This window comes from Bacillus sp. ZY-1-1 (genome assembly GCF_003047165.1).
GTDB lineage: Bacteria > Bacillota > Bacilli > Bacillales > Bacillaceae > Bacillus > Bacillus velezensis.
Window position 1 is genome coordinate 232,935 of sequence record NZ_CP027061.1, and the last position, 21,278, is coordinate 254,212.

Here is a 21,278-nt window from a genome sequence, read left to right on the forward strand (position 1 = left end):
GCGATTTTGATTACATACTCATGCTGTCATCCCGGGCATGCTGCTCGGTCTCGGCTTCTTTTTCCTTTGCCATGTTTAATTTGTCCAGCGCTTTAAGAAACGGGAACCAGATAATAAACACAATACAGAGGTTGACCAGCTGCATAATGCCGCCCATGACGGAATTGGTCGCCATAATCCCGTTAATGAAAAGGGGGACGGTCCAGGGCACGGTCACGCCGGTAGGAGGGGGCACGATCCCCGCCGACATGGCCAGGTAGGTGACGAGCGTGACAACCATCGGTGCGATCACCCACGGAATGATAATGATCGGGTTCATCACGATCGGCAAACCGAAAATAACCGGCTCATTGACGTTGAAAATGCCCGGCGCGAGACCGAGTTTGGATATCTGTTTCATCTGTTTGCTCTTCATAAAAAGCAAGATGGTGATCACTATGGCCAAAGTCATTCCGGTTCCGCCCATTCCGACGGTGTAAATCTCCATAAACGGCTTAGAAATAATATGGGGAATCTCTTTTCCCGCTGTATACGCAGCCAAATTTTCGACCTGTAATGTATTCCAGATCGGGTCCATCACGGAATTGATAATGATCTGTCCGTGAAGTCCGAAAAACCATAAAATCTGAATAAAGAAAACAGCGATTAATGTAGGAATGATGCCGCTTCCAAGTCCGACAAGCGGGGCTTGAACCGTATGATAAATGACATCATGCAGATTGGTGTGAAAGATCTGGGTGACAGCCGCATTGATCAAGAGGAACACGGTAAGCGTGATAAAAGCCGGAATCAATGCGGCGAACGATTTAGCAACAGCCGGAGGAACACCGGCAGGCATCTTAATCGTTAAGTTTCTCTGGACGATTCTTCTGTAGATTTCACCCGACAAAAAAGCGGTTATCATGCCGAGAAACATCCCTTTTGCTCCAAGCCGGTCAACCGGAATGACGCCTGCGACCGCTTTGCCCGTTTCCGGCTCTAAGACGAACGGGGTGAGCAGCAGAAAAGAAACCAATGCAATCGCTCCGCCGAATACGGCCTCCACTTCGTAGCTTTTTGAAAGGTAATAGCCGATCCCGAAGACGACAAAAATGGACATAATCCCCATCGTCGCCGTCGAAGCGCCGCCAAATCCGGATTGAAAGACAGACAGGGCGGAGCTGCTCATGATTTTGTTTAAAAACGGCAGGTTCGTCAGCACGACGAACACCGAACCGAAAATGGTCAGCGGAAACGCCAGCATAAAAGCATCCCGTAAGACTTGCAGGTAGCGGTTATTGTTTAATTTGCCCGCGATCGGAACAAGGAATTGGCTGATTTTCTCAAACACGTCTTCACCCCCGGCTTTTTATAAATTCTTTGATTGAAATAAGTCGAGCATTTCTTTGACGATCTCTTTCATTGAGAGCGCTGACATTAAGTGGTCTTCAGCATGCATAAAAAGCAGGGAGACATCCGTCTTGGCGCCGCCGGCTTCTTTTTGAATCATCTGAAAATGGATGTCGTGCGCTTTTCCCAGTTCTTCTTCAGCCTTTGTCAGAAAGGTGTCTGACTCATCTGGCCGGCCGTCTTTATAAGCGCGTATCGATTGAATAATACAGCTGCGGGCATTGCCGCTGTGAAGAATCAGCTGAAAACTGATCTGTTCATCCGTGTACGTTTCCATGCTTATCGCCTCCTTTATTTGTTCTCTATCAAGGAAACGGCCTGTTCGTATGCTTTTTTGCCGTCTCCCATGCCGTATGCCATCATATCAATCACATCAACGGTGATGTGAAGCGGGTCCGCCTCTTTCTGAAGCTCGCCTTTTAAAAAACTCATCTGCGGGCCGATCAGTACGACGTCTGCGTCTTTCATCGCTTCTTTTGCTTTATCCTGTCCGACTGCCCAAATCTCGGCCTCCTCACCGATGGAGCTGGCGTAATTCTGCATTTTCGTCACAAGAAGGCTGGTGGACATGCCTGAGCTGCAGGCTAATAAAATTCTTTTCATGAGGAATCCCTTCTTTCATAAAGTTAAAACGTTTTCATGAATATTATAATCTTTTGAAATTAAATGTCTATACTTTTAAAATATAAAAGTTTTACTTTTCGGATTTTTGACACAAAAAAACCTTTTAAGATTCAACTTAAAAGGTTTTTCATCTCAAGCGAGCCATAACAGCCATAAATAAAGTCCGATCAGGGTGATGAATAACGTCGGAATGGTTAATATCAGACCTGTTTTGAAATACATTCCCCAGGAAATTTTCACGTTTTTCCGGCTCAGCACGTGGAGCCATAACAATGTCGCCAGCGACCCGATCGGCGTGATTTTCGGCCCGAGGTCAGAACCGATAACATTCGCGTAAATCAATGCTTCTCTCAGCAGCCCGTGAGTGTCCGTTCCGTTGATGGCTATGGCGTCAATCATCACCGTCGGCAGGTTATTCATAACGGAGGAGAGGATCGCAGCGATAAAACCCATTCCGAGTGTGCCCGCAAACAATCCGTGATCCGCCGCTTTCTGAATAAGCTGAGAAAGAAGATCCGTCAGTCCGGCATTCCGCAAGCCGTACACGACAACATACATGCCGACAGAAAAAAACACGATGGCCCACGGGGCGTCCTTGATGACTTGTTTCGCAGGGACGGCGGGGCTTCGCTGCGCCAGAATGAGAAAAATGACCGCGATGGAGCCGGCAACGAAGGAAACGGGTATCGACAGCAGTTCGCTGACGAAATATCCGATCAATAAAACGGCCAGCACAGCCCATGATAACCGGAAAAGGCGCTCATCCTTAATGGCGGATGCCGGATGTTTCACAAGACCGGTGTCATACCGTTTCGGAATGTTTTTTCTGAAATAGAGATACAGCACCAAAATGCTTGCCGCCAGAGAAAAAAAGTTGGGCACCAGCATGCGTGATGCATATTCAATGTACCCGATATGAAAGTAATCAGCGGATACAATATTGACCAAATTGCTTACAACGAGCGGAAGCGAGGTGGTGTCGGCGATGAATCCCCCGGCGATAATAAACGGAAAAACCAGCTTTTCAGGTAAATTCAAAGCCCGCACCATCGCCAGTACGATCGGCGTCAAAATGAGCGCCGCTCCGTCATTGGCAAACAGGGCGGAGACAACAGCCCCTAAGACCGACACATAGAGAAACATCCGCAGCCCGCTGCCTTTGGCCGCCATGGCCATATGCAGCGCGGCCCACTCAAAAAAACCGATACTGTCAAGAATTAATGAAATGATAATAATGGCGATAAAGGCGAGTGTCGCATTCCAGACGATCCCCGTCACTTCCGCGATATCGTGCAGGCTGACTGCTCCGGCGATCAAAGCGAGGACCGCTCCGCCGCAGGCAGACCAGCCGATTGATATATGTTTCGGCTGCCATATGACAAACACAAGTGTCAGCACAAAAATCAGCGCTGATAAAACCGCAACTCCCAAGAATATATCCCCCTTACCGGCATGTAACAGTGACTTCTTTTTGCCGCAATGTCTGTAAAACTTCGTCCTTTTCATCTATCTGCTGGAGAATCGAGCAGACCAGCGCGTATTCCGGTCCGGACGGATGAATGGCATAGTACCGCCACTGGCCCTCGCGTCTTTCGCGCACAAGGCCGGCGTTCTTTAATTTCCGCAAGTGCTGGCTGATGCCGGGCTGACTTATATGAAAAATAGCCGTCAGCTCGCAGACACAATATTCCTTATCCTCCAGAAGCTTCAGCATCAAAAGCCTCGTCGGGTCGCTTAGAAGTTTGAGGCACTGGCTGATCCCTTCGGAACTTAAAGCATTATGCCGCCGTTCCATGCGCTCACTCCTTTTTTACACTATTATATAAGCAGAAGTTTATATAAGTAAACGGCAATATAAAAAAAGCCGGTCTTGCACTTTTTGCAAAACCGGCTCATGTTTATTTTTGGAACAGTTTTTTCGCTTCATCCATTGCTAATTTATTTCCCAGTGCCGAATAATCAAGCCAAGGCTGATCGGCAATTTTATAGACATGGTTTGCTTTCACGGCCTTAAGCCCTTTCCAGACAGCGCTTTTTTGCAATTCTTTATAAGCTTGCTGTGACTTGTCGTCTCTGTTAACGACCACGAAAATCGCATCTGCGTTGTAATCAGGCAGCACTTCTTGAGAAATGACTTCATAAGGGCGGGAGGTGTTCATTTCTTTAATGCCGTCAGCCGGTTTCAGCTTCAGATCGTCAAACAGAATCGGTCCCATCGGGCGGCGTGTGCTGAAGACGCGAAGCTCTTTTGCGTTCACGCGGATCGCCATGACTTTGGCGTTTTTCCCTAATTCCTTATTCATCATGGATCTGACTTGTTTTGTTTCATCTTCGTAATCTTGAATAAATGTTTTCGCTTCTTTTTCACGGTTGACGATTTTTCCGATGTCTTTTAAATGATCGCGCCATGTGCCTTTATCAAGGTCGAAAACGTGTGTATTTCCGATTTTCTTGTATTTTGATACATCTTTTCCCGCAAATTCTTTATCAAGATAAATGTTGTCTGGATTCAGCTCAAGTAAAGCTTCCATATCCGGGTCTGAGGCAGGTCCGAGTTTTTTCGTGTCTTTCAGCTGATTTTTCACATGAGGGAGAAAATCTTTTAATTCTCCGCCCACGACGGAACCGGCAGGTGTAACGCCGAGAGCCAGCAGATCATTTGTCAGGTGAATGGACATCGAAGCGATTTTATGATCGCCGGATTTCTTTTTTGACTCCGGCTGTGATGAATCGGATTGGCAGGCAGCCAGTAAGAAAATACACATGAAACTGATGAGCGCAATTATTTTTTTCATGGGAATACTCCTTGTTTTATGATTTGATTTTCATGACGAGATAGAGAAAATACGGCGCGCCGATGGCTGCCGCAACCACGCCGGCCGGAATGGCGTTCGGCTGAAACAAAGACCGGCCGATGGTGTCTGCCGCGACAAGAATGACAAGGCCGATTAATCCAGCAATCGGAATAATATGCTGATGCATGGTGCCGACGAGCCGTCTTGCCAAGTGAGGGGCGGCAAAGCCGATAAAGCCGATTCCGCCGGCCATCGCGACGCTCGCGCAGGACAAACCGACCGCTATGGCGATCAGCATGATCCTTTTTCTCTGCACGTGTGCGCCGAGCCCCGCGGCTGCCTGGTCACCGAGCATTAAAATATTCAAAGACCGGGCGTTAAGCCATGCAAGCGGTGCGAGAATGCCGATCCAGGGCAATAGCGACCACACGTGAATCCAATCCCTGCCCCAGACGTTTCCCACCAGCCAGCGGGAAGCGAAGGTATAAGTTTCTTCATTCAGACGCAGCGACATAAACAATGTAACGGCGTTGAAGCCCGCGGAAACGGCGATCCCGACCAACAGCATGCGGATCGTTAAAAAACCGTTCAGCCTGTCGTACGTAAGCACTACGATCAGCAGGGCGGCGAGTGTTCCGCCCGCAAACGTAAACAGCGGGATGAACATCGACGCCTGCGCCTCCAGGGAATGAAAGAATGTGATATACATCATCAAACCGAAGGAAGCGCCGGCATGCAGTCCGAGAATGCCCGGATCGGCAAGCGGATTTCGGGATACACCCTGCAAAATAGCGCCCGACACGCCTAAGCCGATACCGGCCAGCATCGTCACCAGTATCCGGGGGAGCCGGTAATCGAATAAAACGGTTGTGCTTTGAAACGTGCCGTAACCGAACAGCGTTTTTCCCACGGTGAGGGGAGAAAGCCGGAATGAGCCCGTGTGCAGCCCGATCAGAATAATGCAAACGGCGATGACCAGCAGAACGAGACCTGCCGCCGCCGCTTTTTTTGTTTCTTTCTGCACTTTCATTTATAAGTCTCTCCCTTCCTTGCGGGCAATATAAAGAAAGAAAGGGACACCGACAAGTGCCACCATGATGCCTATCGCCAATTCTCTCGGGGGACTGACCGTGCGTGAGGCCAAGTCGGCCAAAATCAAAAGAATCGCGCCGAGCAACGCGGACATCGGAATAATCAGCCTGTACGTAACGCCGACGATCTTGCGGGCGATATGAGGAATGACCAGCCCGACAAAGCCGATCGCGCCGGCAGCGGAAACAGACACACCGGCAAGAACGACGGCGATCATTAATCCCGCGGCACGCGTCAGAGCCGTGTTCACCCCTAAATTCGCCGCCACGTCATTTCCCATTGAGAGAAGGGTGACGGACCTGCCCATGAATGTCGCGAGAATGATGAAGACCGCAATCACGGGAACAAGGACTTGTAAATGAGCCCACTTGATCCCCGACACCCCGCCGGCGTACCAGAAGGCCAAATCCTGGCTTAAATCGTAATAAATCGCTACACCGGTACTGAGTGAATGTAAAAGCGCGGCCACGACCGCCCCGGCAAGCGTCACCTTTAAAGGTGTCATGCTGCCTTTTCCCGCCGCACTGATAAAGAAAATCAAGCCGGTGCTTGCCAGTGCTCCCAAAAATGACATCACCATCAGCAGGGCGTATGACAAATGAGGGAAAAAAGCAAAGCTGAGCGCAACAACAAACATGGCGCCCGCGTTTACGCCTAAGACACCCGAATCGGCAAGCGGATTTCTCGTGACACCCTGCATGAGGGCGCCGGCTGCGGCAAAAGCGGCTCCTGTAACGGCCGCGCCGAGCACTCTCGGAAGACGCAATTCATGAATGATCTGCTGGCCCGTTATGTTCGGATTGTAATCAGCAACAGCCGACCAAACCGTATGTAAAGTAATGTCTTTCGCGCCGAATGAGACGGCGAAAAAAATAGAAACAAGCAGCCCGACCACCGCGATCAGGAAGAAAACCCCGTTTTTTAAGATGCTGATCAGACGGCTTGCGGACGTGACAGAATCGCTCAAAAATCAATTCACCTACTTTTATGATCATTGTCCGGCATTTATTGAATATGAGAATCATTTTCATTTGAACCATCATATTATACCGGGCCGATTTTCAAAACGCAATAGAGTGTTCAACAATGATGCCCTTTTTTCTTTCATGTTTATATTGTAAAAAAGAAGTGAAAAACGTGAAAGAGGAAATCGCTATATTCAGAAAGGAGGGAGGCAAATGGCGGGAGAAGGAAAGCCTTTGCCGATTGAATTTTACCAGAGACCGTCAGTGGAGCTTGCCCCTTTATTGCTCGGCTGTCTCCTGGTGAAGGAGACGGATGAGGGAACTGCTTCAGGTTTTATCGTGGAAACGGAAGCTTATATGGGAGCGGATGACCGGGCGGCGCACAGTTTCGGCAACCGGCGCACGAAACGGACGGAAATTATGTTCCATGAGGCGGGCCGCATTTATACATACGTCATGCACACTCATACATTAATGAACGTCGTCGCCGCGGACATCGGCATTCCGCAGGCCGTGTTAATCAGGGCGGCGGAGCCTCATGAAGGACAGTTCCTGATGGAGAGCAGGAGACCGGGCAGACCCCCGAGAGAGTGGACAAACGGCCCGGGAAAACTGACGAAGGCGATGGGCATTTCAATGAACGACTACGGCGGCATGATCACGGAACCGCCGCTGTATATTACGGAGGGCTTTACGCCTGAACATATATCAACAGGCCCGAGAATCGGGATTGACAACAGCGGAGAAGCCCGGGATTATCCGTGGCGCTATTGGGTGACGGGGAACCGGTATGTCTCACGCTGACCATGTTTATAAACGCTGATAACAGGGGAAAGACAAGGTAAAAGAAAGGGGATTCAGACATTGAAAAAATTTTTCAAAACGATTATCAAATGGGCGCCCGTCATCTATCCGATTATCAGAAAAATCATAAAAGAACGGAAGGCATCTAAGCGGAACCGCATGTCCGCATCCCGAACAGCCGGCTGATCCGGCTGTTTTTTTACGGTCTTGGCATCGGATTGCCGCATTGACTTGAAATCCTCCCCAGTATAGAATTTACATACATTTACCCCTTCCTCATTCTTTTTGCCCATTTTTCACATCTGCATCTGATCTGATAGGAGGTTTTTCTCATGCTTCATGGGCGGCTTCGTGAACTTCTGCGCTTGCTTTTAGCTGCTGAAACACCGGTTACAAGCTCAGTCATCGCTGCAAAGGTAAAGGTAACGACGCGGACGGTCCGCAATGACATAAAGGAACTGCAAACCATTGTAGAAAAACACGGCGCATCCATTCAATCTGTCAGAGGGAGCGGCTATAAGCTGCTGATCCGGAATGAGCAGCCGTTTAAAAACTGGCTTCAGGACAATTTCCAGCAGAACAGCACCGTGCCGATTTTTCCCGATGAACGGATAGATTACCTGATGAAAAGAATGCTTCTGGCCGACGGCTACCTCAAGCTGGATGACTTGGCGGAAGAACTGTTCATCAGTAAATCCACACTTCAATCTGATTTAAAAGAAGTCAAAAAACGGCTCCGCCCCTATGACATCATTTTGGAAACAAGGCCGAACTACGGCTTTAAGCTGCGCGGCGAAGAGCTCCGCCTCCGTTATTGTATGGCGGAATACTTAGTGGACGACCGCGAGCCCGAGCCTGATCTCCTGAGTGAAAAGGCCGGTATTCTGCCGAAAGACGACATTCATGTGATCCGCACAGCCATTATGAAGCAGGTTCGAAACCATAAGATCCCGCTTTCTTTCTTCGGCCTGAACAATCTCATCATCCATATCGCCATTGCCTGCAAACGAATCCGGACAGAAAACTATGTATCTCTCATTCCGGAAGATCTTCATGATATTAAGCTCGAAACAGAATATCAGTCAGCGGAAGCCATCGTAAAAGAGCTTGAATCTGCGCTTTCGGTCACCTTTCCCGAACAGGAAACCGCCTATATCGCCATTCACCTGCTCGGGACAAAGCGCATGACCCAGTCACAAATGGAAGGAAAAGAGCTTACAAGGCTGATAGACGGGGAAACCAGCCGTTTGACGGAGGCCATGATTGAAGCCATTGAGCGGGAGCTGAAGCTCGGAATCACGGACGACAATGAGCTGAAAGCGGGTCTTGCGCTCCATATCAAGCCGGCGATTAACCGAAACCGGTACGGAATGAATCTGAGAAACCCGATGCTCTCCGCCATAAAGGAGAATTATCCGCTCGCATTTGAAGCGGGAGTGATTGCGGGAATCGTGATCAAGGAGCAAACCGGCATTGATATTCATGAAAATGAGATCGGGTATTTGGCGCTTCATTTCGGAGCCGCTATTGAAAGGAGAAAGACGGAACGGCCGCCTAAACGCTGTCTGATTGTCTGTGCGTCCGGCGCCGGCAGCGCGCAGCTTTTAAGAGAAAAGCTCCGTTCCCGGTTCGCAAAACGTCTTGAAATCGTCGGAACGGCTGATTACTGCAGCCTTGACCAGCTTTCCTTTGAGTCGATTGATTTTGTGGTCAGCACAGTGCCGATCAAAAAAGACCTGCCCGTTCCCGTATTGAAGGTTCATACGCTGCTGGGCGGCGGGGATTTTACAAAAATCGACGCCATGCTGGAAGAAAATCGGGAACAATTGAACTTTCTGAAACCGGAGCTGGTATTTTTGCAGCAGGATCTGGAGACGAAGGAGGACGTCATCCGTTTTCTCGGACAGCAGGTTGCAGAAGCCGGCCTCGCTTCTGATTCTCTGACCGATTCTATTTTTGAAAGGGAAGCGATTTCTCCTACGAGTTTCGGCAATCTTACGGCGATTCCGCACCCGCTCGTTCCGCAGACAGACACGACGTTTTGGGCGGTATGCACGCTGAAGAAGCCGATTGACTGGGCGGATAAGCGTGTCCAATTTGTCTGCCTGCTCTGCGTCGAGAAAGAAAGCAAAGCCGACCTCCAGCATATGTACAAATGGCTCGGCGGCATGTTGGATGATCCGGCCGCGGTAAGCCGTCTCTTAAAATGCACAACCTATCAGGAGGTTTTACGAGTATTCAGAGACAAACGATCAGAGAAAGACCGGGATACACCTTTTTTCCGTTAGCAGCGGAAAAAGCCTGAGTAGTTATGAAAGCGATTTCATAATATGATGTTACTAACATCGAGACATACAAAATATCAAACTTTCAGGAGGTCTTTTACATGAATATATTACTCGTTTGTGCAGCAGGGATGTCAACAAGCTTACTCGTCACCAAGATGGAAAAAAGCGCGCAGGAACAAGGAAAAGAATATAAAATCTGGGCGGTGTCAGGCGATTCAGTCAACCAGCATATTGATAAAGCGGACGTATTGCTGCTTGGGCCTCAAGTCCGTTATTTGCTTCCGCAGCTGAAAAAATTGGGTGAATCAAAAGGAGTGCCGGTTGAAGTCATCAATACCGTCCATTACGGCACTTGCAACGGAGCGGAGGTTCTGAAATCAGCGGAACAGCTCGGAAACGCATCGTAGAAAGGGGCGGGCCGTGTGAATAAGGTGAACCAGTTTTTAGAAGAGAAAGTCATGCCCATTGCCGGAAAAATTGCCTCCCAGCGGCATCTGCAAGCATTGCGTGACGGAATCATCCTCACCATGCCGCTTATCATCATCGGTTCATTTTTTCTGATCATCGGCAACCTGCCGATTCCGGGATATGCGGATTTCATGGCAAATACGTTCGGAAGCGCCTGGTCTCAAAAACTGCAATATCCGGTTGATGCGACCTTTGAAATCATGGGCCTTGTCGCCGCTTTCGGAATCGCCTACCGCCTGGCCGAAAAATACGGGGTGGACGCATTATCGGCCGGTGCGATATCTTTGGCGGCGTTTCTCTTGGCAACGCCGTACAAAGTTCCGTTTCTGCCTTCCGGCGCAAAAGAGGAAATCATGGTGGGCGGCGGCATCCCGCTGTCTCTCATGGGAAGCAAAGGGCTGTTTGTCGCGATGATCATCGCCATGCTGTCGACGGAAATTTACCGCCTGATCATCCAGCGGAATTTCGTCTTCAAAATGCCGGACGGCGTGCCTCCGGCGGTCAGCAAATCATTTGTCGCTTTAATTCCCGGCTTTGCCGTCATCTTTCTGATCTGGGGTGCGCGTTTAATTGTCGAAGCGACGCCGTTTGAAAGCCTTCATAACATTGTAAGCGTTGTACTGGGGACGCCGCTCTCGATTCTTGGGGGAAGTCTCGGCGGAAGCCTGGTAGCCGAAGCGGTTCAAATGCTCTTGTGGGCGTGCGGATTACATGGGGCGAACATTGTCGGCGGCGTCATGGCGCCGATCTGGTTCGGAGCGATGGATGCCAACCGGGTTGCGTTTCAGGCAGGCGATGCGCTGCCGAATATTTTCACCCAGCAGTTCTTTGAAATCTGGATCAACATCGGCGGAAGCGGCGCGACACTGGCGCTCGTGGTCACCATGTTTCTCCGTTCGCGAAGCAAGCAGATGAAGCAGCTTGGGAAACTCGCCATCGGGCCGGCTGTCTTTAATATTAATGAGCCGATTATTTTCGGAATGCCGATCGTCATGAACCCGATGCTTCTCATTCCGTTCATCATCACACCGCTTGTCACACTGGTCTTTACCTATATCGGCATGAGCACAGGCCTCGTCGCCAAACCTGCCGGCATTGCCGTCCCATGGACGATGCCGCCGATTTTCTCCGGCTATCTTGCCACGGGCGGAAAAATATCAGGGGCTGTCATGCAGGCGATTAATATCATCACAGCCTTTATCGTGTACTATCCGTTCTTCAGAATGTGGGATTCGCAAAAGCTGAAAGAAGAAAACGAACTTGAACAATCGCAGGCGCCAGCCGTACAGGGAGACGAAAAAGCCGTGCTGTAGAGAAAGGGAGTGAAACACATGAATGAAAAAATGGAACAGACCATTTTTCAGATCATCCTGCATGGCGGCAACGGCAGAAGCGCATCAATGGAAGCCATTGCCGCCGCAAAGCGGGGGGACAGAGCCATGGCCGAGGAAAAGCTTCAGGAAGCCGCAAGGGAACTGACCGAAGCCCATCATTACCAGACAGAATTGATCCAAAATGAAGCCGGCGGAGAAAAAACAGACATGACGCTTTTAATGGTGCATGCGCAGGATCATTTAATGAATGCCATGACCGTGAAAGACTTGGCCGCTGAGTTAGTCGAGATTTACGAAAAAGTGAGTCTGCAAGGGGGAGCAAAAATATGACAAAAGGAATTAAAATTGTAACGATCGGCGGAGGTTCAAGCTATACACCGGAGCTTGTGGAAGGCATCATTAAGCGCTATGAGGAACTGCCTGTCAGAGAATTATGGCTCGTCGACATTCCCGAAGGCGAGAAAAAACTCAATATCGTCGGCACGCTTGCAAAACGCATGGTCGAAAAAGCGGGTGTTCCGATAGAGATTCACCTGACGCTTGACCGGAGAGAAGCCTTGAAGGATGCGGATTTCGTAACGACTCAATTCCGCGTCGGTCTCCTTGAGGCCCGCGCCAAAGACGAACGGATTCCGTTAAAATACGGCGTAATCGGCCAGGAGACAAACGGTCCGGGCGGTTTATTCAAAGGGCTGCGCACCATCCCGGTTATTCTGGAAATCGCGAAAGACATCGAAGAGCTTTGTCCGAATGCGTGGCTTGTGAATTTCACAAACCCTGCCGGCATGGTTACCGAGGCCTTGCTCCGCTACTCGAATCTCACAAAAGTCGTCGGCCTCTGCAATGTGCCGATCGGCATTAAAATGGGCGTCGCAAAAGCATTGGATGTGGATGTCAGCCGGATCGAAGTGCAATTTGCCGGACTGAATCATATGGTCTTCGGGTTAGATGTTTTCTTAGACGGCGTCAGCGTGAAAGATCAAGTCATTGAAGCCATGGGAGACCCGAAAAACGCCATGACGATGAAAAACATTTCCGGAGCGGAATGGGAGCCTGAATTCCTGAAGGCGCTCGATCTGATTCCTTGCGGCTACCACCGCTATTATTTCAAAACGAAAGAAATGCTCGAGCATGAAATAGAAGCTTCACAGACGGAGGGCACACGCGCCGAGGTCGTGCAGAAGGTTGAGAAAGAACTGTTCGAACTGTACAAAGATCCGAATCTCGCCATCAAACCGCCGCAGCTGGAAAAACGGGGCGGAGCGTACTACAGTGACGCGGCCTGCAACCTGATCAGCTCCATCTATAACGACAAACATGATATCCAGCCCGTCAATACGATAAACAACGGCGCGATCGCCAGCATTCCGAATGACTCAGCGGTCGAAGTGAACTGCGTCATGACGAAAGACGGTCCGAAACCGATCGCCGTCGGTGATCTGCCGGTGTCTGTCCGCGGACTCGTCCAGCAAATCAAATCATTTGAGCGCGTCGCCGCTGAAGCAGCCGTCACGGGAGATTATCAAACGGCGCTTCTTGCGATGACGATCAACCCTCTTGTCCCGTCAGACTCCGTGGCAAAGGCCATTCTGGATGAAATGCTTGAGGCTCACAAAGAACATCTGCCCCATTTCTTTAAGTCGATTGAAGCATAAGAGCAATAAAAAAAACCCGGATTTGCTTCCGGGTTTTTTGCTTATTTTGATTCGCTTAGTGAGGCGACTTTCGTCGTCCAGCCGAACACGTCGGCTTCCGCGCCTTTTTGAATGCCTGTAATGGTATCGTACAATTTCTTCGAGATCTCTCCGGTTTCACCGCTGCCGATGACAAGACTTTCATCATTCCAGATCAGTTCGCCGACCGGAGAAATGACCGCCGCCGTACCGGTTCCGAATGTTTCTTCCAATCGGCCGTCACGATGCGCCTGGATGATTTCATCGATCGAAATCTTCCGCTCAGACACAGTCAGTCCCCAATGTTTGAGAAGGGTGATGACGGAATTTCTCGTAATTCCTTCAAGAATGCTTCCGTTCAGCTCCGGCGTCACGATTTCGCCGCTGATTTTGAAGAAGATGTTCATGCTGCCGACTTCTTCGATGTATTTTTTCTCAATGCCGTCAAGCCATAAAACCTGGGAAAATCCCTTCTCTTCCGCAACCTGCTGCGCTTTCAGGCTTGATGCGTAGTTGCCGGCGGTTTTCGCATTTCCGGTGCCGCCTTTGACGGCGCGCACGAATTCGTTTTCCACGGCGATTTTTACCGGTTTAATGCCTTCTTTGTAATAAGAGCCGACCGGGGAAAGAATGATAAACAGCTTGTACGTATGGGATGCCGCTACACCGAGGAAAGGCTCAGTCGCAATAATAAACGGACGGATATAAAGGGAAGTGCCTTCCGCTTTCGGAATCCAGTCTTGGTCGATGGCTACGAGCTGTTTCAGGCCTTCAAGAACAAGCTCTTCATCAATGAGCGGGATGCAAAGGCGGTCATTTGACTGGTTCAGGCGCTCCATATTTTTCTCCGGTCTGAACAGAAGCACTTCCTGATCCTTCGTTACATACGCTTTAAGCCCTTCAAAAACGGTTTGGCCGTAATGATAAACCATGGCCGCAGGATCCATTGAGATGGACTGATAAGGGATAATTCTCGGATCATACCAGCCTTGATCGGCGTCGTAATCCATAACAAACATATGGTCGGTGAAAATTCTGCCGAACGCAAGGTTATGGGGGTCCGGTTTCGGTTTTTTGGCTGAAGTCAATTCAACACGAATGTCTTGTTTCATAATGTTCTGTCTCCCTATTGGTGTTATTGTCAAACTTATTTGAAAATAATTTATATTCTATTGTATACCTTCAACAAATATTCGCAATAGTTTTCCTCAAATTTGTGAAAAAATCAAATCACATAAAAAGCAGGGGAGAGAATGCCCCCTGCGTGTTCGTTTTTACATATTCTGTCATCGTCGTGCTCAGTGAACCGTCACCTTGCCGGTTTTGTAAAACTGCTCCATTGCTTTATCGACGTACACCCAGCCCTTCCAGGCGATATGGATGGTGTCTTTCATAAAGTACGGATCATATTCGTGCCCGGATAAGTCGGCAACCTGAAAGCCCTTCGCTTTAATTTGCTTAGTGACTTTTTTGTAGTAATCAGTCCGGCCTTTTTTCGGGAAGCCGGTGTAGTCATACCATTTTCCGTTGACCGGAATAACTACGAACATCGGTTCAGCGCCGGCATCTTTCAGAATGTCCAGCATATCCTCAAAGTCGTGGTATTCGACTGATTTGGCGTACGTTCTTCCTTTGTTGATTCCTTTCACTCTCTTTACTTTCTTCTTAATCTTTTTATAAGAAGCGTCATCGATATAGAAAGGATTGGACGTGGAGCTCCGTTCTCCTAATTGAGCGGCGGCTGTTTTTAACTCTGACCACGATTTCCCTTTCAGGTTTTCAGAGATCGTCCGTTCAGGGCCCTTGGTTTCTCCCATTGAATAATAAAGATCTTTTTTCTCAAGCAGAGAATAATAAGCTTTGGCAGCCGGCATGACCGCTTTCACTTTCCATGATTGTCCGTTGACCATTCCCTTGTATAATTCAGAAAGGACGGCATCATGCTGAACAACTTTAAAACGGAGCATGCGCTTCATCATGTTCTTTTTGACCGCGGGATCAATCTGGTTATTAAATGCTAAATCCAATGCCTGAAGTGATGAAAAATTCGGCGCAAAGTGCTGTTCATCAGAACCTTTTTTGATAAACCATTGCGGAGAAACAATGAATACCAGCTTTTTGCCCTTCAGCTGCTGATAATGCGCCGCAAAGTTCACGGCGTGTATCAAGGATTGGTCCCCGCCTTTTCCGACAAGATAAGGCGTAAAGCCTTGGTTGTTCACTTGGAAATAGTTGGAGGGGTGAAACTCATCCAGTCTTGAAAGCTCGGAAGAACCGAAAATCGGCATATACTTCGAGTCTTCGAACATTTTGTTTTGCAGATAGAGGCCCTGGAACATATTCGGATTTAAGGCCGCTGCCGACTCTTCGACACGTTTTTCAGGAATGAAGCGCGTAAGCCATGAAGCCGGAACTGCGATAGCTCCGACAAACAGGACAAACGCTAAAATAATTGGTCCAAAGAAACGCTTTTTCATTTACTTCAACTCAGTCAGTTTGTTTACAATGTTGTTTGGCGTATTCCACTCGTCACGGTCAAATTCAGTGATCGGCACTGTAATGCCGAAGCGGTTTTCGATGGCGACAAGCAGTTCTACAGTTCCGAAAGAATCAAGCAGTCCTTCTTCAAAGATTTCAATATCAGGATTTTCTTTCACAGCGTCCTCCTGACAAACTTCAGCTAATACGTCTAATACTTCCTGTTTAAATTCCATGTGTTTTCAATCTCCTTTAGTGATGAAATGGTTTTCCTGAGAAAATATAAAATCCGAAACATACGAAATGGAATGTGATGACGATGGCTAAAAAGGCCGTAAAACGATTGGCGGGCAGCCACTTGTATTTCTTATTCCATTTCTCAAAAAAGTTATACCCGGTCATTAATACGGCGTGGTAAAGGCCGTATATAATATATTGCAGGGCGAGTCCGTGCCAGACGCCCATCAGCATGAACAGCAGGAAATACCCGATGTTCGAGACGGCCATCCGGTTCTTTATCCATTTTTTCTTTGTCATCCAGAATACAAAGCGCATAAATACGTAGTCTCTGAACCAGAAGGATAAGGACATGTGCCAGCGGTTCCAGAAGTCTTTAATGTTTTTGCTGATAAACGGCTTATTAAAGTTTTCCGGAGATTTGATACCCATGATATAGCTTACACCGACGGCAAACATCGTGTAACCCGCAAAATCAAAAAACAGGTACAAGCTGTATCCGTACATGTACAGCACATTACCCCACAGTTTGCTGTGGGTGATATGAGACAGATTCATAATGAAATACGTGTTAATCGCATATCCGATAATGAATTTGTACAAGAAACCGATAAAAATTTTATGAATGCCGGTATACAGTAAATCAGCGTATTCTCCCTTTGTCCATACTTTCTGTTCGTCCTTGGCAAATCTGCGGTATCTGTCGATCGGACCGGAAGAAATGGTCGGGAAAAACATAATAAAGTACAAAAGGCGGTGAAGCGGCATTTTTTCTTTAATCAGTCCGTCTCTCGTTTCCATGATCAGCTGGACGCCTTTAAATGTCAAATAAGAAATTCCTAAGAAACTGATCAGGTTATGAACCGGATGATGAGGCGCCGGCGGGAAGAAAAACGGCCATAATTTAGATAAAAACAGGGGTAAAATGGACGCGATCACGGCCATACTGAAGACAAAGCCGCTGTTGGCTTTCAGTCTGTAAGCGAGATAACCCCTGATTAAAAGCACCTGCCACAGCGTAAAGATACATAGTGCGATCACGCCGTGCAGATCATGCGCGAAAATCAAAGCCAATACGATGATGGATATAAACATGTTGTATCCTTGGAATCTCTTGCCGTTCAGCCCTAAAATAATCGTCGGCAAAAGAAGGATTCCAAGTAAGATAAAGAAGAAAAACGAGCTGTAAGGCGTCATACAAGAACCTCTTCGCCAATGCGTTTACGGTCGATTTTTCCGTTCGCAGTCATTTGAATGTGATCCTGATAAATGAATTTTCTCGGAATCATGTAGGCCGGAAGCGAAGCGGCCAGTTCTTTTTTAATGGCGCTTGTCAGCTGGAATTCTTTTTCAAAATCATGTTTTTCAGGCACGATGGCGGCAATTAAATATTCGACTGGTCCGTTAGGCTGATACGGGATGACAACCGCCGTCTGCACATATTGAGACTGCCTTACATGTACTTCGATTTCCTCCAGCTCCATGCGGTAGCCGTGAAGCTTAATCTGGAAATCAAGGCGTCCTTGGCAGAAAATCTGACCATCCTGAACATAACCGGCATCACCCGTGTGATATGCCCACTGGCCGTCAATTGAGAAAAACGCTTTTTCCGTCAGAGACGGTTCACCGAGATAGCCTTTGCTCACGCTCGGGCCGGCGATGATGATTTCCCCTTTTTCTCCGTCCGGAAGCTTATTCCCGTTTTCATCCATGATGAAGATATTCATATCGGGTTTTGCAAAACCGACGGGCAGAGATTCATTTTCATCGATAATCTGCTGCGTAATTTCAACGGAGGTGACGGCAACCGTTGTTTCAGTCGGGCCGTATGTATTGAATACGCGGGCCTTCGGAAAACGGTTTAACAGTTCCTGTGCCACAGCAGCCGGAAGCGCTTCTCCGCAAAACATAAATACTTCTGCCTCAGGCAGGAGCTCCTGCGTAAAGCCGGGATCCATCAGACACATTTGGACGAAAGACGGCGTCGATGTCCAGACGTTCAGTTTGGATTTCTCCAGCTCTTCAAATAGTACTTTCGGTTTATTGATTTTGTCTTTCGTTACGCAGTGCAGCGTACCTCCCGTTTGAAGCGACGGGAAAATGTCCATGACAGATAAATCAAAAGAAAACGGAGCTTGGTTTAAGAATGTCTTACCCCCGCCCACAGGAAAATCCCTGCAGATCCAGTCAGTGAAGCTTTGCAGGTTATCAGCCGATATCTGCACGCCCTTCGGATTTCCCGTGCTGCCGGACGTGTAAATAATGTAAAACGTATCCAGCTCTTTTACCCAGTTCTCACGGCTGAGGTCTGCATCTCCGTCAGCTGCAAGCTCTTCGGGCGTAACGGTTTTAATCAGATTGCTTCCCGTATCGACTGCATCGCCCGATACGCTGATAAGCAGCTCTGCGCCTGAGCTTTCAATGATTTTGACGATCCGCTCCGCCGGAATGGAAACATCGACAGGGATGTAAGGGCGGCCCGCTTTGACGCTTCCCAAGAAAGAAACGATCATATTCGGCTCCATATGTCCGTAAACCAGGACAGGCGCTTTCGAACCGTCAGCTGTATGTTTTTGAATGCCGGACGCAACCCGCTCCGACAAATCCCATAATTCCCCGTAAGTGAGGGAATGATCTAAGGAACGAAACGCTTCGGCCTGCGGCTTGGCGTCTGCGTATGTTTTTATAGCATCAAGTAGTTTCATAGTTATCCTCCCCGATTAGAAATCGTTGTAAATATAAGTGCCGGTATTCGCTGTATGAAATCCATACATCCAAAAGAGCAATACTAATATCAGAAAATAAAAGCCCGTATGAAACGTCCATTTGATCAATGTATTTTCATAAGCACGTTTTAATTTTTGCATCATATTCAAAATTCCTTCCCCGCGTATTCAATAATTACACCAGTATATGACGATTAGATTAACAAAAAGTTTCAAAATATGTCTAATATCCTAAGCTTAAAATTTCCTTAAAAATGAATGAGAAACAAAAGGATGGAAAACACGCATGTATAAATTGGCAAATGATCATACTAAAAAGGCGCTGTTCAGGCGGGATTTTTAACTTATCGTAAATTTAAACGAGGTAAAAAAATTTTGGCAGCTTTTTCTTAAGCAGGCTTGTGCCGAACCCCAATGGAGAAGGGCGAAAAGCCGTTTCCGGCAGGATAGCTGATAAAGCGCCGCATCTTGTGAAATGAGGAAGAAATTATTATGATAGATAAGGTAGCAGAAAACGTGAAAACCCCAATTCAACACTACTGTTATCGGCTGACTGTGAAAGCCTTTTAATAGAAAGGAAGAGGAAAATGAATCAAAACAATATGGGGGGCAGCCAAAAGACGCCCGAGAAAGAAAGCATGGGCCGCATTTTGTGGCAGCTAACCCGCCCTCATACATTGACGGCATCGTTTGTGCCCGTACTTCTCGGCACCGTATTGGCGATGTTTTACGTAAAGGTTGATTTCCTGCTGTTTTTGGCCATGCTGTTTTCCTGCCTTTGGATCCAGATCGCCACGAACTTATTCAATGAATATTACGATTTTAAACGCGGTTTAGATACGGAGGATTCCGTCGGTATCGGCGGAGCGATCGTCCGCCACGGCATGAAGCCGAAAACAATTCTGCAGCTGGCGCTCGGCTCTTATGCGATTGCTCTCGTGCTCGGTGTTTATATCTGCATGAGCAGCAGCTGGTGGCTTGCGGCTATCGGCCTTGCCGGCATGCTGATCGGCTATCTGTATACGGGCGGCCCGCTGCCGATTGCGTATACACCGTTCGGGGAACTGTTCTCCGGCATTTGCATGGGCTCTGTATTTGTCCTTATTTCTTTTTTCATTCAGACAGGCAGAATTAATGAACAGAGCATTTTGATTTCCATCCCGATCGCCATCCTGGTCGGAGCGATTAACCTGTCCAACAATATCCGTGATATTGAGGAAGATAAAAAAGGCGGACGTAAAACGCTGGCCATTTTGATGGGGCATAGAGGGGCCGTTATGATACTGGCGGCATCTTTTGCCATCGCTTACATCTGGATCGTCGGTCTTGTCATCATGGGTTACACAAGCCCGTGGCTGTTCCTGGTCTTTTTGAGCGTGCCGAAACCCGTTCAGGCCGTGAAAGGCTTTGTGAAAAACGAAATGCCGATGAACATGATTATTGCGATGAAATCAACGGCGCAAACCAATACATTCTTCGGATTCCTGCTTTCAATCGGACTCCTGATCAGTTATTTCCGCTGATCAAATGAAAGGGCAAATGCTATAACCGGCATTTGCTTTTTTTTATGACATAATCTTCACGATATTGTAAAGAACCTGACCGCGGACTGACCCGTCTCATATATGGACAGCAAAGCAAGGAGATGAAAAAAATGGACTTGTCAACAGCCCATATGGATGATTTGAAAACGGTCATGGAAGATTGGAAAAATGAATTATTAGTTTATAAATTCGCTTTAGATGAGCTGGATACGAAGTTTTCTATCATCAGCCAGGAATATAATCTGATTCACGGGCATAACCCGATCGAGCATACAAAATCACGCGTGAAAAGTTTTGAAAGCATCGTTAATAAACTGATGCGCAAAGGCTGCGATGTGACGACGCAGGAAATGAAAGAGCATATTCATGATATCGCGGGTGTCAGGATTATCTGTTCCTTTATTTCCGATATTTATAATGTCGCTGAGGTTCTGAAGCAGCATAAGGACCTGAAGATCGTAAAGGTGAAGGATTATATCAAAAACCCGAAGCCGAACGGCTACCGCAGCCTGCATTTGATTATTGAAATTCCCGTTTATTTGACGAATCGTGTGGAATATGTGAAGGCGGAAATTCAAATCCGCACCATCGCCATGGATTTTTGGGCGAGCCTTGAACATAAAATTTATTACAAATTAAATAACGAAGTCCCAAAGCATCTGACCGACGAGCTGAAGGAAGCGGCGGACATCGCCCATTATTTAGACGAAAAGATGCTTGGGATTAAGAAAGAAGTCGATTAAACGATTGACCCATCACAAACAGCCGGACCGCTTTTATGTGCAGTCCGGCTGGTTGTTTTTATGTTTAGGTGTTTTCGCTTTCCCGCGCGATGTATTCTGACGATGATTCAGGCTGAAA

The 21,278-nt window shown here is 47.9% G+C and carries 23 protein-coding genes; 9 read left to right on the forward strand and 14 right to left on the reverse strand.

The features are described from left to right. Positions 1–10: 10 nt before the first annotated feature. From celB (C5I45_RS01140) to C5I45_RS01175, 8 genes are all read right to left on the reverse strand, one after another. Positions 11–1,330, reverse strand: coding sequence for a PTS cellobiose transporter subunit IIC (celB, locus tag C5I45_RS01140; RefSeq protein WP_107994180.1), 1,320 nt, complete (start codon positions 1,328–1,330; stop codon positions 11–13). Positions 1,331–1,348: 18 nt separating this feature from the next. Further along, a complete protein-coding gene (locus C5I45_RS01145; RefSeq protein ID WP_014306083.1) occupies positions 1,349–1,666 on the reverse strand; it encodes a PTS lactose/cellobiose transporter subunit IIA in 318 nt (105 codons plus the stop codon). Between the two features lie 14 nt (positions 1,667–1,680). Then, on the reverse strand, positions 1,681–1,992 hold the full coding sequence (locus C5I45_RS01150) for a PTS sugar transporter subunit IIB (protein ID WP_015387522.1): 312 nt from the start codon (positions 1,990–1,992) through the stop codon (positions 1,681–1,683). A 153-nt stretch (positions 1,993–2,145) separates the two neighbouring features. Beyond that, positions 2,146–3,444, reverse strand: coding sequence for an arsenical efflux pump membrane protein ArsB (locus C5I45_RS01155; RefSeq protein ID WP_025853650.1), 1,299 nt, complete (start codon positions 3,442–3,444; stop codon positions 2,146–2,148). 13 nt (positions 3,445–3,457) lie between these two features. Beyond that, complete coding sequence (locus C5I45_RS01160) at positions 3,458–3,808, reverse strand: ArsR/SmtB family transcription factor (RefSeq protein WP_014306081.1); 351 nt, start codon at positions 3,806–3,808, stop codon at positions 3,458–3,460. A gap of 103 nt (positions 3,809–3,911) precedes the next feature. Next, positions 3,912–4,808, reverse strand: a complete 897-nt coding sequence (locus C5I45_RS01165; RefSeq protein ID WP_014306080.1) for an ABC transporter substrate-binding protein — start codon at positions 4,806–4,808, stop codon at positions 3,912–3,914. Positions 4,809–4,824: 16 nt separating this feature from the next. Further along, positions 4,825–5,838 carry a FecCD family ABC transporter permease gene (locus tag C5I45_RS01170; protein WP_107994181.1) on the reverse strand — a complete coding sequence of 338 codons (1,014 nt, stop codon included), beginning with the start codon at positions 5,836–5,838 and terminating at the stop codon, positions 4,825–4,827. Beyond that, positions 5,839–6,837: a FecCD family ABC transporter permease gene (locus C5I45_RS01175; protein ID WP_046341504.1), complete on the reverse strand. Its 999-nt coding sequence runs from the start codon at positions 6,835–6,837 to the stop codon at positions 5,839–5,841. Positions 6,838–7,078: 241 nt separating this feature from the next. Between C5I45_RS01175 and C5I45_RS01185 the strand changes: the two genes are divergently transcribed. The 7 genes from C5I45_RS01185 (at position 7,079) to licH (ending at position 13,414) form a co-directional block, all read left to right on the forward strand. Then, entirely contained in the window at positions 7,079–7,669 is a 591-nt protein-coding gene (locus tag C5I45_RS01185; protein WP_003150858.1) for a DNA-3-methyladenine glycosylase, read from the forward strand. Positions 7,670–7,720: 51 nt separating this feature from the next. Further along, entirely contained in the window at positions 7,721–7,855 is a 135-nt protein-coding gene (locus tag C5I45_RS20050) for a hypothetical protein (RefSeq protein WP_369719122.1), read from the forward strand. Positions 7,856–8,001: 146 nt separating this feature from the next. After that, positions 8,002–9,957, forward strand: a complete 1,956-nt coding sequence (gene licR / locus C5I45_RS01190) for a transcriptional regulator LicR (RefSeq protein WP_107994182.1) — start codon at positions 8,002–8,004, stop codon at positions 9,955–9,957. A 98-nt stretch (positions 9,958–10,055) separates the two neighbouring features. Beyond that, on the forward strand, positions 10,056–10,364 hold the full coding sequence (gene licB, locus C5I45_RS01195) for a PTS lichenan transporter subunit IIB (protein ID WP_003150863.1): 309 nt from the start codon (positions 10,056–10,058) through the stop codon (positions 10,362–10,364). Positions 10,365–10,379: 15 nt separating this feature from the next. Further along, positions 10,380–11,738: a PTS cellobiose transporter subunit IIC gene (gene celB / locus C5I45_RS01200; RefSeq protein ID WP_032857195.1), complete on the forward strand. Its 1,359-nt coding sequence runs from the start codon at positions 10,380–10,382 to the stop codon at positions 11,736–11,738. 18 nt (positions 11,739–11,756) lie between these two features. Beyond that, on the forward strand, positions 11,757–12,089 hold the full coding sequence (licA, locus tag C5I45_RS01205; protein ID WP_003150867.1) for a PTS lichenan transporter subunit IIA: 333 nt from the start codon (positions 11,757–11,759) through the stop codon (positions 12,087–12,089). Then, on the forward strand, positions 12,086–13,414 hold the full coding sequence (gene licH, locus C5I45_RS01210) for a 6-phospho-beta-glucosidase LicH (RefSeq protein WP_014419213.1): 1,329 nt from the start codon (positions 12,086–12,088) through the stop codon (positions 13,412–13,414). Before licA ends, licH begins: the two co-directional genes overlap by 4 nt. A gap of 41 nt (positions 13,415–13,455) precedes the next feature. Here licH and C5I45_RS01215 read toward each other — a convergent pair whose 3' ends face one another. The 6 genes from C5I45_RS01215 to C5I45_RS01240 all read right to left on the reverse strand — a co-directional run bounded on the left by C5I45_RS01215 (position 13,456) and on the right by C5I45_RS01240 (position 19,017). Next, on the reverse strand, positions 13,456–14,547 hold the full coding sequence (locus C5I45_RS01215) for a branched-chain amino acid aminotransferase (protein ID WP_032857213.1): 1,092 nt from the start codon (positions 14,545–14,547) through the stop codon (positions 13,456–13,458). A 183-nt stretch (positions 14,548–14,730) separates the two neighbouring features. Next, on the reverse strand, positions 14,731–15,909 hold the full coding sequence (dltD, locus tag C5I45_RS01220; protein WP_014306076.1) for a D-alanyl-lipoteichoic acid biosynthesis protein DltD: 1,179 nt from the start codon (positions 15,907–15,909) through the stop codon (positions 14,731–14,733). Continuing rightward, entirely contained in the window at positions 15,910–16,146 is a 237-nt protein-coding gene (gene dltC, locus C5I45_RS01225; RefSeq protein ID WP_003150875.1) for a D-alanine--poly(phosphoribitol) ligase subunit 2, read from the reverse strand. Between the two features lie 16 nt (positions 16,147–16,162). After that, positions 16,163–17,344: a D-alanyl-lipoteichoic acid biosynthesis protein DltB gene (gene dltB / locus C5I45_RS01230; protein WP_003150877.1), complete on the reverse strand. Its 1,182-nt coding sequence runs from the start codon at positions 17,342–17,344 to the stop codon at positions 16,163–16,165. After that, the gene (gene dltA / locus C5I45_RS01235) at positions 17,341–18,852 is read right to left on the reverse strand and encodes a D-alanine--poly(phosphoribitol) ligase subunit DltA (RefSeq protein ID WP_003150879.1); all 1,512 of its coding nucleotides are present in this window, start codon (positions 18,850–18,852) and stop codon (positions 17,341–17,343) included. The genes dltB and dltA overlap by 4 nt, the downstream gene beginning before the upstream one ends. Positions 18,853–18,867: 15 nt before the next feature. Beyond that, the gene (locus tag C5I45_RS01240; RefSeq protein WP_003150882.1) at positions 18,868–19,017 is read right to left on the reverse strand and encodes a teichoic acid D-Ala incorporation-associated protein DltX; all 150 of its coding nucleotides are present in this window, start codon (positions 19,015–19,017) and stop codon (positions 18,868–18,870) included. A gap of 443 nt (positions 19,018–19,460) precedes the next feature. On the opposite strand from C5I45_RS01240, the gene C5I45_RS01255 reads away from it, so the two are divergent. Together C5I45_RS01255 and C5I45_RS01260 are read left to right on the forward strand one after the other, a co-directional pair. Next, complete coding sequence (locus C5I45_RS01255) at positions 19,461–20,396, forward strand: 1,4-dihydroxy-2-naphthoate polyprenyltransferase (protein WP_003150884.1); 936 nt, start codon at positions 19,461–19,463, stop codon at positions 20,394–20,396. A gap of 131 nt (positions 20,397–20,527) precedes the next feature. Then, a complete protein-coding gene (locus tag C5I45_RS01260) occupies positions 20,528–21,160 on the forward strand; it encodes a GTP pyrophosphokinase YwaC (protein ID WP_003150885.1) in 633 nt (210 codons plus the stop codon). The last annotated feature ends 118 nt before the right edge of the window (positions 21,161–21,278 follow it).

Coding starts and splice junctions, on each gene's coding strand:
- licB (WP_003150863.1), top strand. CDS start 10,056: ATGAATATATTACTCGTTTGTGCAGCAGGGATGTCAACAAGCTTACTC.
- C5I45_RS01260 (WP_003150885.1), top strand. CDS start 20,528: ATGGACTTGTCAACAGCCCATATGGATGATTTGAAAACGGTCATGGAA.
- C5I45_RS01255 (WP_003150884.1), top strand. CDS start 19,461: ATGAATCAAAACAATATGGGGGGCAGCCAAAAGACGCCCGAGAAAGAA.
- C5I45_RS01145 (WP_014306083.1), bottom strand. CDS start 1,666: ATGGAAACGTACACGGATGAACAGATCAGTTTTCAGCTGATTCTTCAC.
- dltA (WP_003150879.1), bottom strand. CDS start 18,852: ATGAAACTACTTGATGCTATAAAAACATACGCAGACGCCAAGCCGCAG.
- C5I45_RS01170 (WP_107994181.1), bottom strand. CDS start 5,838: ATGAAAGTGCAGAAAGAAACAAAAAAAGCGGCGGCGGCAGGTCTCGTT.
- dltC (WP_003150875.1), bottom strand. CDS start 16,146: ATGGAATTTAAACAGGAAGTATTAGACGTATTAGCTGAAGTTTGTCAG.
- C5I45_RS01185 (WP_003150858.1), top strand. CDS start 7,079: ATGGCGGGAGAAGGAAAGCCTTTGCCGATTGAATTTTACCAGAGACCG.
- dltB (WP_003150877.1), bottom strand. CDS start 17,344: ATGACGCCTTACAGCTCGTTTTTCTTCTTTATCTTACTTGGAATCCTT.
- licR (WP_107994182.1), top strand. CDS start 8,002: ATGCTTCATGGGCGGCTTCGTGAACTTCTGCGCTTGCTTTTAGCTGCT.
- licH (WP_014419213.1), top strand. CDS start 12,086: ATGACAAAAGGAATTAAAATTGTAACGATCGGCGGAGGTTCAAGCTAT.
- C5I45_RS01165 (WP_014306080.1), bottom strand. CDS start 4,808: ATGAAAAAAATAATTGCGCTCATCAGTTTCATGTGTATTTTCTTACTG.
- licA (WP_003150867.1), top strand. CDS start 11,757: ATGAATGAAAAAATGGAACAGACCATTTTTCAGATCATCCTGCATGGC.
- C5I45_RS01150 (WP_015387522.1), bottom strand. CDS start 1,992: ATGAAAAGAATTTTATTAGCCTGCAGCTCAGGCATGTCCACCAGCCTT.
- C5I45_RS01240 (WP_003150882.1), bottom strand. CDS start 19,017: ATGATGCAAAAATTAAAACGTGCTTATGAAAATACATTGATCAAATGG.
- dltD (WP_014306076.1), bottom strand. CDS start 15,909: ATGAAAAAGCGTTTCTTTGGACCAATTATTTTAGCGTTTGTCCTGTTT.
- C5I45_RS01160 (WP_014306081.1), bottom strand. CDS start 3,808: ATGGAACGGCGGCATAATGCTTTAAGTTCCGAAGGGATCAGCCAGTGC.